Annotated in this window: 21 protein-coding genes and 3 pseudogenes; 22 read left to right on the top strand and 2 right to left on the bottom strand. The window is 39.8% G+C overall.

All coding sequences use genetic code 11. The features are described from left to right. Positions 1 to 53 precede the first annotated feature (53 nt). The 20 genes and pseudogenes from M44_RS00755 to M44_RS19470 form a co-directional block, all read left to right on the top strand. On the top strand, positions 54 to 701 hold the full coding sequence (locus M44_RS00755; RefSeq protein WP_010169913.1) for an adenylate kinase: 648 nt from the start codon (positions 54 to 56) through the stop codon (positions 699 to 701). 3 nt (positions 702 to 704) lie between these two features. Then, positions 705 to 1,451, top strand: a complete 747-nt coding sequence (gene map, locus M44_RS00750; RefSeq protein ID WP_010169912.1) for a type I methionyl aminopeptidase — start codon at positions 705 to 707, stop codon at positions 1,449 to 1,451. A gap of 15 nt (positions 1,452 to 1,466) precedes the next feature. Beyond that, positions 1,467 to 1,802, top strand: a complete 336-nt coding sequence (locus M44_RS00745; protein ID WP_010169910.1) for a KOW domain-containing RNA-binding protein — start codon at positions 1,467 to 1,469, stop codon at positions 1,800 to 1,802. After that, positions 1,780 to 1,998 (top strand): translation initiation factor IF-1, encoded by a 219-nt coding sequence (infA, locus tag M44_RS00740; RefSeq protein WP_010169909.1) that lies wholly within the window; start codon positions 1,780 to 1,782, stop codon positions 1,996 to 1,998. The genes M44_RS00745 and infA overlap by 23 nt, the downstream gene beginning before the upstream one ends. 36 nt (positions 1,999 to 2,034) lie before the next feature. Continuing rightward, the gene (rpmJ, locus tag M44_RS00735; protein ID WP_000868344.1) at positions 2,035 to 2,148 is read left to right on the top strand and encodes a 50S ribosomal protein L36; all 114 of its coding nucleotides are present in this window, start codon (positions 2,035 to 2,037) and stop codon (positions 2,146 to 2,148) included. Positions 2,149 to 2,169: 21 nt separating this feature from the next. Then, positions 2,170 to 2,553: a 30S ribosomal protein S13 gene (rpsM, locus tag M44_RS00730; protein ID WP_010169641.1), complete on the top strand. Its 384-nt coding sequence runs from the start codon at positions 2,170 to 2,172 to the stop codon at positions 2,551 to 2,553. A gap of 7 nt (positions 2,554 to 2,560) precedes the next feature. Next, on the top strand, positions 2,561 to 2,950 hold the full coding sequence (gene rpsK / locus M44_RS00725; RefSeq protein ID WP_010169639.1) for a 30S ribosomal protein S11: 390 nt from the start codon (positions 2,561 to 2,563) through the stop codon (positions 2,948 to 2,950). A gap of 162 nt (positions 2,951 to 3,112) precedes the next feature. Continuing rightward, on the top strand, positions 3,113 to 4,057 hold the full coding sequence (locus tag M44_RS00720) for a DNA-directed RNA polymerase subunit alpha (protein WP_010169637.1): 945 nt from the start codon (positions 3,113 to 3,115) through the stop codon (positions 4,055 to 4,057). A gap of 48 nt (positions 4,058 to 4,105) precedes the next feature. Beyond that, complete coding sequence (rplQ, locus tag M44_RS00715; RefSeq protein ID WP_010169635.1) at positions 4,106 to 4,468, top strand: 50S ribosomal protein L17; 363 nt, start codon at positions 4,106 to 4,108, stop codon at positions 4,466 to 4,468. Positions 4,469 to 4,804: 336 nt separating this feature from the next. Next, positions 4,805 to 5,639: pseudogene (locus tag M44_RS00710) on the top strand (energy-coupling factor ABC transporter ATP-binding protein). Beyond that, a pseudogene (locus M44_RS19475) lies at positions 5,615 to 6,486 on the top strand (energy-coupling factor ABC transporter ATP-binding protein). Before M44_RS00710 ends, M44_RS19475 begins: the two co-directional pseudogenes overlap by 25 nt. Beyond that, positions 6,483 to 7,280 carry an energy-coupling factor transporter transmembrane component T family protein gene (locus tag M44_RS00700; protein ID WP_010169628.1) on the top strand — a complete coding sequence of 266 codons (798 nt, stop codon included), beginning with the start codon at positions 6,483 to 6,485 and terminating at the stop codon, positions 7,278 to 7,280. Before M44_RS19475 ends, M44_RS00700 begins: the two are co-directional and overlap by 4 nt. A 10-nt stretch (positions 7,281 to 7,290) precedes the next feature. Then, on the top strand, positions 7,291 to 8,037 hold the full coding sequence (gene truA / locus M44_RS00695; RefSeq protein ID WP_029326660.1) for a tRNA pseudouridine(38-40) synthase TruA: 747 nt from the start codon (positions 7,291 to 7,293) through the stop codon (positions 8,035 to 8,037). Between the two features lie 153 nt (positions 8,038 to 8,190). Next, complete coding sequence (rplM, locus tag M44_RS00690) at positions 8,191 to 8,628, top strand: 50S ribosomal protein L13 (RefSeq protein ID WP_010169626.1); 438 nt, start codon at positions 8,191 to 8,193, stop codon at positions 8,626 to 8,628. A 21-nt stretch (positions 8,629 to 8,649) separates the two neighbouring features. After that, on the top strand, positions 8,650 to 9,042 hold the full coding sequence (rpsI, locus tag M44_RS00685) for a 30S ribosomal protein S9 (RefSeq protein ID WP_010169624.1): 393 nt from the start codon (positions 8,650 to 8,652) through the stop codon (positions 9,040 to 9,042). A 170-nt stretch (positions 9,043 to 9,212) separates the two neighbouring features. Beyond that, entirely contained in the window at positions 9,213 to 9,476 is a 264-nt protein-coding gene (locus M44_RS26620) for a TetR family transcriptional regulator C-terminal domain-containing protein (RefSeq protein ID WP_155814858.1), read from the top strand. A gap of 93 nt (positions 9,477 to 9,569) precedes the next feature. Next, complete coding sequence (locus M44_RS00680; RefSeq protein WP_010169622.1) at positions 9,570 to 10,016, top strand: DUF2521 family protein; 447 nt, start codon at positions 9,570 to 9,572, stop codon at positions 10,014 to 10,016. A 62-nt stretch (positions 10,017 to 10,078) separates the two neighbouring features. Next, positions 10,079 to 10,786, top strand: coding sequence for an N-acetylmuramoyl-L-alanine amidase CwlD (gene cwlD, locus M44_RS00675; RefSeq protein WP_010169621.1), 708 nt, complete (start codon positions 10,079 to 10,081; stop codon positions 10,784 to 10,786). A gap of 98 nt (positions 10,787 to 10,884) precedes the next feature. Continuing rightward, positions 10,885 to 11,142 carry an iron-sulfur cluster assembly protein gene (locus M44_RS29705; RefSeq protein ID WP_420167082.1) on the top strand — a complete coding sequence of 86 codons (258 nt, stop codon included), beginning with the start codon at positions 10,885 to 10,887 and terminating at the stop codon, positions 11,140 to 11,142. Between the two features lie 65 nt (positions 11,143 to 11,207). Then, positions 11,208 to 11,936, top strand: a pseudogene (locus M44_RS19470) (Mrp/NBP35 family ATP-binding protein); the annotation flags it as partial. 67 nt (positions 11,937 to 12,003) lie between these two features. Here the strand turns inward: M44_RS19470 and gerD are convergent. After that, positions 12,004 to 12,660, bottom strand: coding sequence for a spore germination lipoprotein GerD (gerD, locus tag M44_RS00665; protein WP_010169620.1), 657 nt, complete (start codon positions 12,658 to 12,660; stop codon positions 12,004 to 12,006). 144 nt (positions 12,661 to 12,804) lie between these two features. Here gerD and M44_RS00660 point away from each other — a divergent pair, with 144 nt between their 5' ends. Beyond that, positions 12,805 to 13,413 carry a KinB-signaling pathway activation protein gene (locus tag M44_RS00660; protein ID WP_040365277.1) on the top strand — a complete coding sequence of 203 codons (609 nt, stop codon included), beginning with the start codon at positions 12,805 to 12,807 and terminating at the stop codon, positions 13,411 to 13,413. A 33-nt stretch (positions 13,414 to 13,446) separates the two neighbouring features. Here M44_RS00660 and pdaB read toward each other — a convergent pair whose 3' ends face one another. After that, the gene (gene pdaB / locus M44_RS00655) at positions 13,447 to 14,184 is read right to left on the bottom strand and encodes a polysaccharide deacetylase family sporulation protein PdaB (RefSeq protein ID WP_010169618.1); all 738 of its coding nucleotides are present in this window, start codon (positions 14,182 to 14,184) and stop codon (positions 13,447 to 13,449) included. A gap of 133 nt (positions 14,185 to 14,317) precedes the next feature. On the opposite strand from pdaB, the gene M44_RS29700 reads away from it, so the two are divergent. Next, positions 14,318 to 14,626, top strand: a complete 309-nt coding sequence (locus M44_RS29700; protein ID WP_010169617.1) for a hypothetical protein — start codon at positions 14,318 to 14,320, stop codon at positions 14,624 to 14,626. Positions 14,627 to 14,726: the final 100 nt, after the last annotated feature.

The raw sequence follows: 14,726 nt of genomic DNA, 5'->3' as shown, positions 1-14,726 counted from the left end.
TTTTAGAGGCATGCGTCTCTAAAACCAGTAAAGATACTCGAGGGGGAATTAGAGTGAACATCCTTTTAATGGGACCTCCAGGAGCTGGTAAAGGCACACAAGCTGAAAAAATCGTGGAGGAATATGGGATTCCTCATATTTCAACAGGTGATATGTTCCGCGCTGCTATTAAAGCCGGTACAGAGCTTGGTTTAGAAGCAAAATCGTACATGGACAAAGGAGCGCTAGTTCCTGATGAAGTGACGATTGGAATTGTTCGTGAGCGTCTAGCATTAGCTGACTGTGAGAAAGGCTTTCTATTAGACGGCTTCCCTCGTACAGTAGCTCAAGCTGAAGCACTAGAACAAATCTTATCAGACTTAACTAAATCGATTGATTATGTGATAAACATTCAAGTAGATCATGATATTCTGATGAGTCGACTAACTGGACGCAGAATTTGTAAATCCTGCGGTGCCACCTACCATCTTGTTTTTAATCCACCAGCTAACGAAGGTGTTTGTGACCGCTGCGGCGGAGATCTATACCAACGTGCTGATGATAATGAAGAAACAGTTGGTAATCGATTAGCTGTATATACAAATCAAACTCAGCCTCTTCTTGATTTCTATCAAGAAAAAGGGTACTTAAAGAACATCAATGGTCAACAAGATATCTCTGATGTCTATTCTGATATTGATTCTTTAATCGGGAGTCTATAAAGCATGATCATATGCAAAACTCCTCGTGAGCTTGAGATTATGAAGCGTGCTGGTCAGATTGTTGCGTTAACTCATAAAGAGTTACAACCACATATAAAGGCAGGAATCACAACGAAAGAATTGGATAACATTGCTGATAAGTTTATACGCTCATGTGATGCAATTCCATCTTTTAAAGGGTATAATGGATTCCGTGGCAGCATCTGTGCTTCTGTTAACAACGAGTTAGTACACGGTATTCCTGGCAATCGAATGCTTAAGGATGGCGATATAATTAGTATCGATATCGGTGCGAACTATAATGGCTATCACGGCGATTCTGCTTGGACATATCCTGTTGGTCAAATTGATGACGAAACCAAAAAGCTACTTTCTATAACAGAGGAATCTTTATTCCTTGGTTTAGAAGAAGCAAAGCCTGGTGAACGTCTTTCCAACATCTCTCATGCCATTCAGACATTTGTGGAAAAGAATGGATTTTCCATCGTTCGTGAGTATGTCGGACACGGAGTAGGGCAAAACTTACATGAGGATCCTCAAATTCCTCACTATGGTCCGCCTAACAAAGGTCCACGCTTGAAGCCTGGTATGGTATTAGCAATTGAACCGATGGTGAATGCAGGTAGTCGCTATGTCAGAACCCTTGAAGACAACTGGACGGTTGTTACAGTGGATGGTAAAATGTGTGCTCACTTTGAACATACCATAGCCATTACTGAAAATGGATTTGAGATATTAACGAAAGCCTAAGTGAAGGTGATCTAATTGAACGAGTCAGACTCGACTCCCTATATAGGTCAAATTGTATTAATTAAAAAAGGTAGAGACGCTGGTCAACTAGCGATTGTCGTTGATCGACTAGATGATAAATTCTTCCTTCTCGCTGATGGTGAAAAACGAAAGTTTGATCGTCCAAAGAAAAAGAATGCTCAGCACCTACACTTTTATGATTATATTTCTCCAGAAGTTCAAAGCAGTATCCTCGAAACTGGGCGAGTCACAAATGGGAAAATTCGATTCTCGATACGCAAATTTGTGAATGAAGTCCTTGATGAACTGAAGAAGGGAGATGAGCTAGATGGCGAAAGACAATGTAATTGAAATTGAAGGTACAGTTTTAGAAACGTTACCTAATGCTATGTTCAAAGTTGAATTAGAAAATGGTCATACTGTGTTAGCTCACGTTTCTGGTAAAATCCGTATGAACTTTATTCGTATTCTTCCTGGAGACAAAGTAACAGTTGAGCTATCTCCGTATGATTTAACACGCGGACGTATCACGTACCGTTTTAAATAATCTTTGCACTCCGGACTATAAGGAGGTTAGAACAAGATGAAAGTAAGACCATCTGTGAAACCAATCTGTGAAAAATGTAAAGTCATTCGCAGACGCGGTAAAGTTATGGTTATCTGCGAAAACCCTAAACATAAACAAAAACAAGGCTAATTTTAAAGGAGGTGCTCACCTATGGCACGTATTGCTGGTGTAGATATCCCTCGTGAAAAGCGAGTTGTGATTTCTTTAACTTACATCTATGGTGTTGGTAAAAATACGGCACAAAAAATTCTTGCAGAAGCTGGTGTTTCTGAAGATACTCGTGTACGTGATTTAACTGAAGAAGAACTAGGTAAAATCCGTGATATCGTTGACACTTACAAAGTTGAAGGGGATCTTCGTCGTGAAATCTCTCTTAACATTAAGCGTCTAATGGAAATTGGTTCTTTCCGTGGAATCCGCCACCGTCGTGGATTACCTGTTCGTGGACAAAACACGAAAAACAATGCTCGTACTCGTAAAGGTCCTCGTAAGACTGTAGCGAACAAAGAAAAAATAATTAAAGTAAGGAGGTAGTATCTAAATGGCACGTAAAACTAATACTCGTAAGCGTCGTGTGAAAAAGAATATCGAAGCTGGTATTGCTCACATTCGCTCTACATTTAACAATACGATCGTAACGATCACTGACGTTCATGGAAATGCAGTATCTTGGTCAAGTGCTGGTGCTCTTGGATTTAGAGGTTCTCGTAAATCTACTCCATTCGCAGCACAAATGGCAGCTGAAACTGCAGCGAAAACTTCTATGGAACACGGTATGAAAACTCTTGAAGTAACTGTAAAAGGCCCTGGTGCTGGTCGTGAAGCAGCTATCCGTGCTCTTCAAGCAGCTGGTCTTGAAGTAACGGCTATTAAAGACGTTACTCCAGTTCCTCACAACGGTTGCCGTCCACCAAAACGTCGTCGTGTTTAATTTTACTGTATAGTTTTTGTATCATTGTCTATAATGGGATATGATATGATTAACTTACAGACCGTAGCTCCAGTTGTTGTGCACAAACGGGAATGTAAACATGGGGAATTTCGATTAGATGTCTAGTCGGGATTTCGACGTTTTGAAGGAGGGTAAATTAGAATGATCGAAATTGAAAAACCAAAAATCGAAACGGTTGAGGTCAGCGATGATGCTACTTATGGGAAGTTCGTCGTAGAACCACTAGAGCGTGGATATGGTACAACTTTGGGTAACTCCTTACGTCGTATCCTTTTATCTTCACTCCCAGGTGCCGCTGTCACTTCTATTCAAATAGACGGTGTACTGCATGAATTTTCAACAATTGAAGGCGTCGTAGAAGATGTAACATCTATGATCTTAAATATCAAAAAGCTAGCTCTTAAAATCTATTCTGATGAAGAGAAAACGCTAGAGATTGATATTAAAGGGAATGGTGTCGTTACAGCTGCAGATATCACACATGATAGTGATGTTGAAATCTTAAATCCTGATTTACACATTGCAACATTATCCGGTGACAGTCATCTACGTATGCGCTTGAATGCTCAACGTGGTAGAGGTTATACGCCGGCAGATCAAAACAAACGTGAAGATCTACCAATCGGTGTAATTCCAATCGACTCTATTTACACTCCAGTTTCTCGCGTAAACTACCAAGTGGAAAACACTCGTGTTGGACAATTAACGAACTACGACAAGCTTTCACTTGACGTATGGACTGATGGAAGCATTGGACCAAAAGAAGCGATTTCTCTAGGTGCAAAAATTCTAACAGAACATCTTAATATCTTTGTAGGTTTAACAGATGAAGCACAAAATGCTGAAATCATGGTGGAAAAAGAAGAGGACCAGAAAGAAAAAGTTCTTGAAATGACCATCGAGGAATTAGACCTATCTGTTCGTTCATATAACTGCTTAAAGCGTGCTGGTATCAACACGGTTCAAGAGCTTGCGAATAAAACAGAAGAAGATATGATGAAAGTTCGTAACCTGGGACGTAAATCACTTGAAGAAGTGAAAGCGAAACTAGACGAACTTGGCTTAGGTTTACGTAAAGACGATTGATAGATAGATTGTAGCAAATTTAAAGATTCAACAAAGGAGGGAAACTTCATGGGTTACAGAAAGTTAGGACGTACTAGCTCTCAACGTAAAGCAATGCTTCGTGACCTTACGACAGATCTTATTATTTCTGAGCGTATCGAAACAACTGAAGCACGTGCGAAAGAATTACGTTCTGTTGTTGAGAAAATGATTACTTTAGGTAAACGTGGTGACTTGCATGCTCGTCGTCAAGCAGCTGCATACATCCGTAACGAAGTAGCAAACGCTGAAACTGGCGCAGATGCACTTCAAAAGTTATTTGCTGATGTCGCTCCTCGTTATGCTGAGCGTCAAGGTGGATACACTCGTATTATGAAACTTGGGCCTCGTCGTGGTGACGGTGCGCCAATGGTTATCATCGAGTTAGTTTAATAGGATGATTCCAGGGGCAGGATAGTGAGACATAGTCAAACAACCTGCCCTTTCATTCTATATTGGACATATGGGAAAAGCGAGAGCGTTACGATGAGCAAATACGTTTGTCTCGTCTAGCTCTATGCACCTCTATCAACACCCTTAGGGGTACACATGTTGCGTATTAGATCCTGCCGATCTCTTGATAGAGGTGCAGGCTTTTTTTATACTTAAAAGGTGATTTGAAGAGAGAAGTATTTTGAGATCAAAGAATGACATCAATAAGAACCCTTTCTTAAAATCAAATACAGAATAGAGAGAGCTTAGATGAGTTTAGTTTGAGGAGGAATTAGGATGGAACCACTTCTTAAGATAGAGAATGTTTCATTTCGATATAGAGAAAATGCGAAATGGGCTCTAGAAGATATATCCTTTCAATTACAGAAAGGAGAATGGTTAGCCATTGTTGGTCACAACGGTTCAGGCAAGTCAACACTAGCCAAGATGCTTAATGCTTTACACTTTCCAACAGAAGGACAAATTACAGCAAATGGGACAATTCTTTCAGAGGATACGGTCTGGGAAATTCGTGACCAGGTTGGAATGGTGTTTCAACATCCAGATAATCAATTTGTTGGGACAACGGTAGAAGACGATGTGGCTTTTGGTTTAGAAAACCACGGAGTTCCACATGAAGAGATGAAAACTCGTGTTAGAGAAGCTTTATTAGACGTGGGCATGAGTGATTTTCTTACCCAAGAGCCTCACCATTTGTCAGGTGGACAAAAACAGCGTGTCGCCATAGCCAGTGTACTGGCATTACGACCGAATCTAATTATTCTAGATGAAGCGACTTCTATGTTAGACCCTAAAGGGCGCAAGGAAGTCGTAAAAACGGTACATGAAATGAAAGAGCGAGAGGACTTGACGGTCATTTCGATTACTCATGATTTAGAAGAGGCGGCGAAAGCGGACCGAATTGTCATGCTAAACAAAGGCAGAATATTTTTTGAAGGAACTCCCAAAGAGCTTTTCAAAACATGGCGACATGTTAAAAGAATTAGGTCTAGACCTTCCCTTCCCTGTTCGATTAGCTTCAGAGTTAAATAAAAGAGGGCTCACAACCTCTAGTGGTATGTCAGAAAAAGAGTTGGTGGATGAGATATGGAACTTACACTTGAGCAAGTAAGCTATAAATACGGAAAGGGAACACCTTTAGAACGAAAAGCTCTGGACGGTGTATCTTTTACTATTCCAGAAGGCTCCTACACGGCGATTATTGGTCATACGGGTTCAGGTAAATCCACCGTTCTTCAGCATTTAAATGCTTTGTTACAGCCCACAGAAGGTAGAGTAACGATAGGTAACCGCGTCATCACGAGTAAGGTCAAAGCGAAGAATTTAAAGGATGTAAGGCGCCAAGTAGGAATTGTGTTTCAGTTTCCAGAGCATCAGCTATTTGAGGAGTCTGTACTTAAAGATATTATGTACGGCCCTATGAATTTTGGGATAACAGAACAGGAAGCGAAAGAAAGAGCAAAGAAATATGTAAACATGGTAGGACTAGATTATGATGTGCTTTCTTCGTCTCCATTTGATTTATCTGGTGGGCAAATGAGAAGGGTCGCCATAGCTGGTGTACTCGCCATGAATCCAGATGTTATCGTCTTAGACGAGCCTACGGCTGGATTGGATCCAAGAGGAAGAGAAGACATCATGAATATGTTTCAAGCATTACATCGTGAAGAAAAGAAAACGACCGTCCTCGTAACACATAGTATGGAGGATGCTGCTAAATATGCTGACCATCTGATTATATTAAGTAAAGGAAAAGTCATGCTTGAAGGAAGTCCACGAGAAATTTTCACAATGGACGAGGAGCTCAGAAAGCTTCAACTAGACATTCCTGAAACGGTTCGTTTTCAACGAGAACTAAGAAAAAAAGTAATGGACAGCCCTTCGCTAAACTATGCTTAACCGTAGATGAACTTGTTGAGGAAATTCTCTCTGTTAGGAAGAAGGTGAAGTCCTTATGATGGATAAACTGTTAATAGGACGGTATATTCCTGCTGATTCCTTTGTACACAGACTAGACCCACGATCGAAGTTAATTTTTATCTTCCTTTTTATCGCGGTCGTATTTCTAGCGAATAATGCAGTTTCCTACGGCGTATTGATTATTTTTACGTTGGTACTCCTCTTACTAACAAAGTTACCCTTAAGGTTCATAGCAAAAGGATTAACTCCTGTGTGGTGGCTCATTCTGTTTACATTCTTTCTTCATTTCTTTTTCAATACAGAAGGAGAAATTATTTTTTCTTTCGGTTTTATTACAATCCATGAAGAAGGATTAAGGCAAGGGATTTTTATCTCTCTTCGTTTCTTACTATTGGTTGTCGTGACCACATTATTAACCTTAACGACTACACCTATCGCTATTACAGATGGACTCGAGACTCTTTTTAACCCCTTAAAGAAGGTTCATTTCCCTGTCCATGAAATCGCGTTGATGATGAGTATCTCTCTTCGATTCATTCCGACGTTAATGGAAGAGACGGATAAAATTATGAAGGCCCAAATTTCAAGAGGATCAGACCTCGGAAGTAAAGGGATAAAAGGAAAGCTAAAAGCTATTGTTCCGTTATTAATCCCGCTATTTGTGAGCGCATTTAAGCGAGCAGAGGATTTAGCCATCGCGATGGAAGCAAGAGGATACAGAGGCGGAGAAGGACGAACAAAATATCGAAAGCTCCAGTGGAACACAAAAGACACTCTCGCTGTCGGTTCTCTTTTCATCATAGCTGCTCTCCTAGTTATAGTAAGAGGATAGGGTGATAGATATGCGTAGAATTAAATGCACAGTACAGTATGATGGAACTTGGTATGCAGGCTACCAGGTACAGCCGAACAGTAAAACGATACAAGGTGAGATAGAGAAAGTACTAGAAAAGATTCACGGTAAGCCAATTCGAATCTCGGCATCAGGTAGAACCGATGCAGGAGTTCATGCAATTGGTCAAGTCTTTCACTTTGATACGGATACAAAATTTCCTGTTGAAAAATGGCTCCCGATTTTTAATTCACAGCTTCCAAATGATATTGTGGTCATCCATGTAGAAGAAGTAGCAGGCTCGTTTCATTCTAGGTTCGGAAGTATAGAAAAAGAATATCGGTATAAAGTATACAGGGCTCCCCATAAAAGTCCCTTTCTCATTCATCATGCGTATCATGTTCCTCATTCTTTATCTGTTCAAAAAATGGAGGAAGCTTCACGTTATTTACTTGGTACTCATGATTTTACAAGCTTTTGTTCAGCAAAAACAGAAGTAGAAGATAAAGTTCGGACAATATTTACCATTTCTATAGAAGAGGAAGAAAATATGCTAACATTCTCTCTCGTAGGGAACGGATTTCTCTATAATATGGTACGTATTATTATTGGAGTATTAATTGAAGTTGGACAAGGAAAACGCGCCCCTATTGAGGTGAAGGAAATACTTGAAGCGAAAGACCGGAGAGCAGGGGGCAAAACCGCACCAGCACAAGGTTTGTATTTATATCGAGTAAAATATTCTAATGACAACTAATCCAGGTGTAACATTCTCTTGACATTAGGAATAAGAAGTTATATTATAGCATATGGTATGAATTTTAACCCCACGATAAGCCCCGGAACTTATTGTGATGATAATAAAAATTCTGTGATACTGATTTATATAATTATTTAGGAGGGTAACTCAATGCGTACAACGTATATGGCGAAAGCTAACGAAATCGAGCGTAAATGGCTTGTAATTGACGCAGAAGGCAAAACGCTTGGTCGTCTTTCTTCTGAAGTAGCATCAATCTTACGCGGTAAACATAAACCAACTTACACACCTCATGTTGATACAGGTGATCACGTAATCATCCTCAACGCAGAAAAAATCGAGTTAACTGGTAAGAAGTTAACGGACAAAATTTACTACCGTCACAGCCAACACCCAGGCGGTCTTAAATCTCGTACGGCTCTTGAAATGCGTACAAACTACTCTGAGAAAATGCTTGAGCTAGCAATCAAAGGCATGCTTCCAAAAGGTTCTCTTGGACGTCAAATGATCAAAAAATTACACGTATATGCTGGTGCAGAGCACAAACACCAAGCACAACAACCAGAAGTTTACGAACTTCGCGGATAATAATTAGAGGAGGGAATTACCTTGGCACAAGTTCAATATTACGGAACAGGTCGTCGTAAAAGTTCTGTTGCTCGTGTACGTCTAGTACCTGGTGACGGTCAAATCATCATCAATGATCGCGATGTAGAAAACTACATCCCATTCGCAGCACTTCGCGAAGTAATCAAACAACCTTTAGCAGTTACTGAAACTGTAGGAAGCTACAATATCTTAGTTAACGTTAATGGTGGTGGATACACTGGTCAAGCTGGAGCAATTCGTCACGGTATCGCTCGTGCGTTACTACAAGTTGACCCAGAATTCCGCACACCACTTAAGCGTGCGGGTCTATTAACTCGTGATGCACGTATGAAAGAGCGTAAGAAATACGGTCTTAAAGGTGCTCGTCGTGCGCCTCAGTTCTCAAAACGTTAATTTCTTATTACGTTTCCAAAACTCTCAACCATATTGGTTGGGAGTTTTTTTGCACCTGCAAAATTTTTCGATTCAAATATTCATAAAGAATATCTTCATACACTTATAAAATGAGCATGATGTCTTTACGCCTGATGACGAAATGAGCCCCCTTCTAGCGTAAAGGATATATTACTGGCCGGAATGATCAAAGAAGAATAGAGTATGGGCTTAATCGCTACTACATTGGACTGACGATATATCAAAATGTCATAAAAGCAGGTCAAGAAAAGGGAGAATTTAGCAAGCGGTTTGATAGTGAGTTGTTAGCGAGAAGTATCATTGCCTTCATAGATGGCCTTGCCCTTGACCACGCAATACTGCCTAAAGAGGATATCCGGTTAAAAGAGAAATCCGAATTATTTGTAGAGTATTTACGAATGGCTTTACATTAAAATGCGAAGCTAAAATTGGGAAGTTTTATCACCGTCAACTAAAGTATGAGTTCTCTTCATCTGAGGAAAATAGGGGTAAGGGAGGAATCTTGAATGATGGTGATTACAACCTTTGAAGAAAAACGTAAAGATAAACAAATGAAGCTTGAACGCAAGCTATTAAAAGAGCTATCCATAAAAAAACTTACAGAAAGCGTTCAAAGCTATTTCGGCAACATACGGATTCGTTCTGCAAGCTTTTATCAAGAAGGTTTTAACGAAGCCTGCTACGATGTAGCGGTTGAATCCTACCTAATTGGGGGAAAGATTAGCCGACTTGGTCGTTATGGTGAAACAGCCGAACAGTCGAAACTTCGAGTGAATAAAGAATTAAAACATTTCTCTGACACCCTATTTAATTTTTGGCTATATTGGAGTGAAATGGGTGTGGCAGGTCAAATAGATGAAAGCTTATATTATACATGCGAGCAGTTTGTAAATCACTGGTGGCAAGAAGGATACCAAGCAGGTATACAAAGACAAAAGCTTCGTTTGCATTAGGAATTGTTCTAAAAACACTCCTTGTCCCATATTCTTAATTGAGGATGTGGGGAGGGAGAGCGGTGTTTTCGAGATTAAAACTGATTGGGTTTATTACAGCCTTTATTGTTCTGTTGTCTTTTTTTCAGATGACCTGGCTTATTAATGATTCTTGGAAATCGTGGAATTTGCCTTTATCCGGTAAGGTCATCTATTTAGACCCTGGTCACGGTGGGCCAGACGGCGGGGCAGGAGATACAGAGGCACTAGAGAAGGATATTGCCTTAGAGGTTTCGTTAAAGCTACGTGATTACCTACAAGAACAAGGGGCACTCGTGCTCATGACAAGGGAAGAGGACAAAGATTTAGCTGATCCAAATACATCCAGTTATAGCAGAAGAAAGTCAGAGGACTTAACCGAGCGTATCCATCTTATTAATGATTCGAGTGCCGACTTGTTTTTAAGCATACACTTAAACGCTATACCATCTGCGAAATGGAGCGGGGCGCAGACCTTTTACACCCCGTACCTTGAAGAGAATAAGCGGATTGCGACACTAATTCAAGATGAGCTTATCAGAAACTTAGAGAACACAACTCGTGAAGCGAAGATTATAAATAACGTCTACTTAATGAAGCATACGAAGAAACCTGGTGCGTTAGTTGAGATTGGATTTTTATCCAATCCTGAAGAACGAGCCAACTTGCAGGACCCAGGCTATCAAGAATCTGTAGCAGCGTCTATATTCGAAGGGGTTCTCCGTTATTTTTCAGAAGAAGCTGACACGTGATGTTGGCTTCTTTTTTGTGCTTCTCATTATTCTGACAGCTTAGTTTATGTTATACTAGTATAAAATGTAAACGAATACAAAAGGGGATGGGGTCTATTATGTTAACAGAACAAACGGTACAAGCTGTACTGCAAGAAATTAAAGATCCATTTTTACATAAAACGTTAGAAGAAACGAATGGTATTCTTGAGATCAAGGTGAAGGAAGAGAAAAACCATGTGAGCGTGAAGGTAGCGATTGCTAAAACAGGTACAGGGGAACAGCTTCAACTTCAGCAGCTAATAGTGAATGAGTTGAAAAAGCAGGAGCAGATTCAGTTGGTATTCGGTTTGCTGACTTGCCTGAAGAGGAATTAGAGAAGCATCGTGGCAGTGGTCAAGGTGGATCAGGTGATCTTTTATCTCCTACAAGTAAAACTACGTTTATAGCGATTGCTTCTGGAAAGGGCGGCGTGGGGAAATCGACGGTTTCAGTTAATATGGCCGTCTCCTTAGCACGTTTAGGAAAGAAAGTAGGATTAGTGGATGCTGATATTTATGGATTTAGTGTTCCAGATATGATGGGTATCACAAAGCGGCCTGTTGTGAGAGGAGAGAAGATTATTCCAGTTGAACGTTTTGGAGTGAAGGTCATTTCAATGGGCTTCTTTGTGGAAGATAACGCACCGGTGATTTGGAGAGGTCCTATGTTAGGAAAAATGCTTACGAACTTCTTCCAGGATGTTGAATGGGGTGACTTAGATTACCTTCTACTAGACCTTCCGCCAGGAACTGGGGATGTTGCATTAGATGTTCACACGATGCTGCCTTCTTCAAAAGAAATTATTGTCACTACACCTCATCCTACAGCAGCTTTCGTCGCGGCGAGAGCAGGTGCCATGGCGTTAAGTACGGAGCATGAAATTATTGGTGTTGTAGAAAATATGAGTTATTACGAGAGCAAGAAAACGGGTGAAAAAGAATATGTATTTGGTCAAGGTGGGGGAGAGAAGCTTGCCGATGAGCTACGTACAGACCTGTTAGGTAAGGTTCCACTTCGTCAACCTGACTGGGATGAACATGACTTTGCCCCTTCTGTATACGGAGAGGACCATCAAATTGGACAAATTTACTTAGATATGGCCAAAAGAGTTGTGAACAAGTTATCGTAAGTGAAATTTGTGATAAAAGAAAGACCGCTTGGTCGTGACTATTCCAAGTGGTCTTTTTTGTTGTCTTTTACGCTGACTCCCCTTCTGAACCGCCTTCGCTTTCAGAACCTCCACCAGCTTCTCCGCCGGGTTCGGATCCACCGCCACCGGATTCTTCTCCGCTACCTTGCTGCTTAGTACCTGCCCCCATCTCTTCCGCTGCTTTTAATAGCAGTTCTTGAATCTTGGCTTTGAATAGTGGGCTATCAAAGGTCTCTAAAATCACAGTTTGAAGATGCTCTCGGTATTCTTTGCTTTTTAATGCTTCAGAAATTTCTTTTTGCATTTCAGGATCTTTTAGAATATCCATGAACATTCCTTGATATTCAGGGTCTTTCATTAACCCCTTCAGTAACTCTTCATTTTCTTTTTGCATACTTTTTCCCATAGCCTCAGCGAATTTTGGGTCTTCAAAAGACTTTGTCCAAAATTCTGTTCCTTTATCAGAAGTAAGAGTGGTGGAGATGGTGTCTGTTACTAAGCTTTCATTCATCACCAATTGTTGTTTCATTTCGTCGTCACTCATTACTTCCTGTATCGCTTTCTTTCCATCATCGGTTTTTAATATATCAACAACCATTTTTTTTGTTTGTTCATAGTCTACCTGCCCGCCACTCGACTCTCCACCTGAACATGCACTTACAAGTAGGACTAATAGCAGGAAAGGAGAAAGTAATTTTTTCATGTGTGAGCTCCTTTTAAGAATCTTTTTCTATTCTTAATATGGAGTTTTTCGCTAAAAATATTCAGCGCGCGTAGTTAGTGTAGATTTTTACTAAATGGGTTGGTACAATCATAGAAGTATCATACCTTTGGTAGTAAGGAGATAATGATTGTGACATTAAGAAGTTGGAGTAAATTCTTTTTAGCCACACTTCTAGTAGGTGGGATTATTACTATGGTAGGTTCATTCCTTTTAAGATGGGATGAAATAGCACCGTATATAGCAGAACAACAATGGAAGCAAGCGTTAGGCTTTGCCATATTCCACTTAGGAGTTGGCTTTACATTTAGTGTAATTAGTCAAATGGGATTCTTTTCTTATTTATTTATTCATCAATTTGGACTCGGGTTGTTTAGGTCGCTTTCGTTATGGAGCGCTGTGCAAATCGTTATAATCGCCATTGTTCTATTTGATCTGGTGTATTTCCGATTTCAATCCTTCTCAGCAGAAGGAGATTCTCTAGGGAGCTATATTTTACTTTCAATTGTCGTGCTAGTCATAGGAGCGGCAGTAAGCTATGTCAAGACACAGCAAACAAAGAAGAAAATTTTTATATCCACTTTATTCTTTATGACCGTATTTACGATTCTTGAGTGGATACCGGTCCTGATGGCAAATAACGGAACATGGTTATTATTGACACTATTACCCTTAGTTGCGTGTAATGCCTATCAGATTCTTATGCTTCCAAGATACAATGTAAAAGCAAAGTGAAACGAGACGTCCAAAAAGGGCGTCTCGTTTTTTTTAAGGCACTAATTTCGTTTTGACTTTTCCTGCATTGATTAAATCTGAAACGGAAACAAACTCCCCTTTATTTTCTAATCCCTTTAAAATAACAGGTAGAGCATCCTTTGTTTGTTTTGCCGAATCAGACGCGTGGAATAACAGTATATCTCCATTTGCAGCATGCTGCACATTATGGACAATGTTCTCAACGCCTGGGTTCGTCCAATCATGTGAGTTGATACTCCAATGGACAAGTGTAAAACCTAACTGATCAACTGTATCTATCGTCGCTTTATTAAAGTGGCCAGTTGGGGCTCTTACTAATGATATTTCTTTTACCCCTAGCTTCGTAAAGACCTCTTGAGCCTTTCCGATATCTTTGCGAATCTCACCCGTTTCTACTTCACTATAATTCACATAATCGTACCCGAGAATCCCGATTTCAAATCCAAGCTCTTGAATCTTTTTTGTTAAATCAGGGTGTCTTTCTGCCCACGCCCCAGAAAGAAAGAATGTAGCTTCTTTTACATTGTTTTTTTCTAAAAGCTGAATAATAGGCTCAGCCTTTGTATCCCCCCAGCCAATATTAAACGTCAAGGCAATACCATTATTCCCTTTATATACCGCCCTTGGACCATCATCTGTTGAAAATACGGGTAACTCTAAGCGACTTTGGGTAAAAAGTAAAATGGCTGTAAATAAAGATAAGAATACAATCAGAGAAACAAACTTAATTTTTTTACTTATTGATGACATAAAAACGAACCATACTGCCCCTCCTTTTGGACAAACTTATTACATACGTATGCTTAGAAGTAGAAAATAGACGTTTATAATTACGGTTAGAATGGAAAATACTACATTTACATTAATTAAAGGGGACATTAACATGCTTGGATTATTAATAAAAGAAGTAGAAATGAAAGAATTAGAATACCTACTGAAAAGAGAGATGGATGAAATACTATTAGACTTAACGGATTCCCGTATTGATTCTACTGTAAAACGTGCTATGAAAGAGCGATATACCATTCTTTTCTCATTATTTAAGAGAGTGGCGCCTAAGAATGAAATCATGAGCTATATGCTTCAAACACCCTATAATCAAAATAAAAGAAGAAAAAGTAGAAAAATAGTATTGACGCTGATATTGAAAGCTGATATATTAGTAAACGTCGCTGATGCGGCAACAAATTAAGAAGCATTTTAAGTATTACTAGCAAAAAATAATAATACAAAAAGTGTTTGACACTAAATCAACGCTGTGTTATATTAATAAAGTCGCTTTTGAACAGCGA

It is taken from the genome of Bacillus coahuilensis m4-4 (genome assembly GCF_000171615.1).
GTDB lineage: Bacteria > Bacillota > Bacilli > Bacillales > Bacillaceae_K > Bacillus_T > Bacillus_T coahuilensis.
The sequence above is the reverse complement of the archived record's forward strand: the minus strand, read 5'-3'. Positions and strand labels throughout refer to the sequence as shown.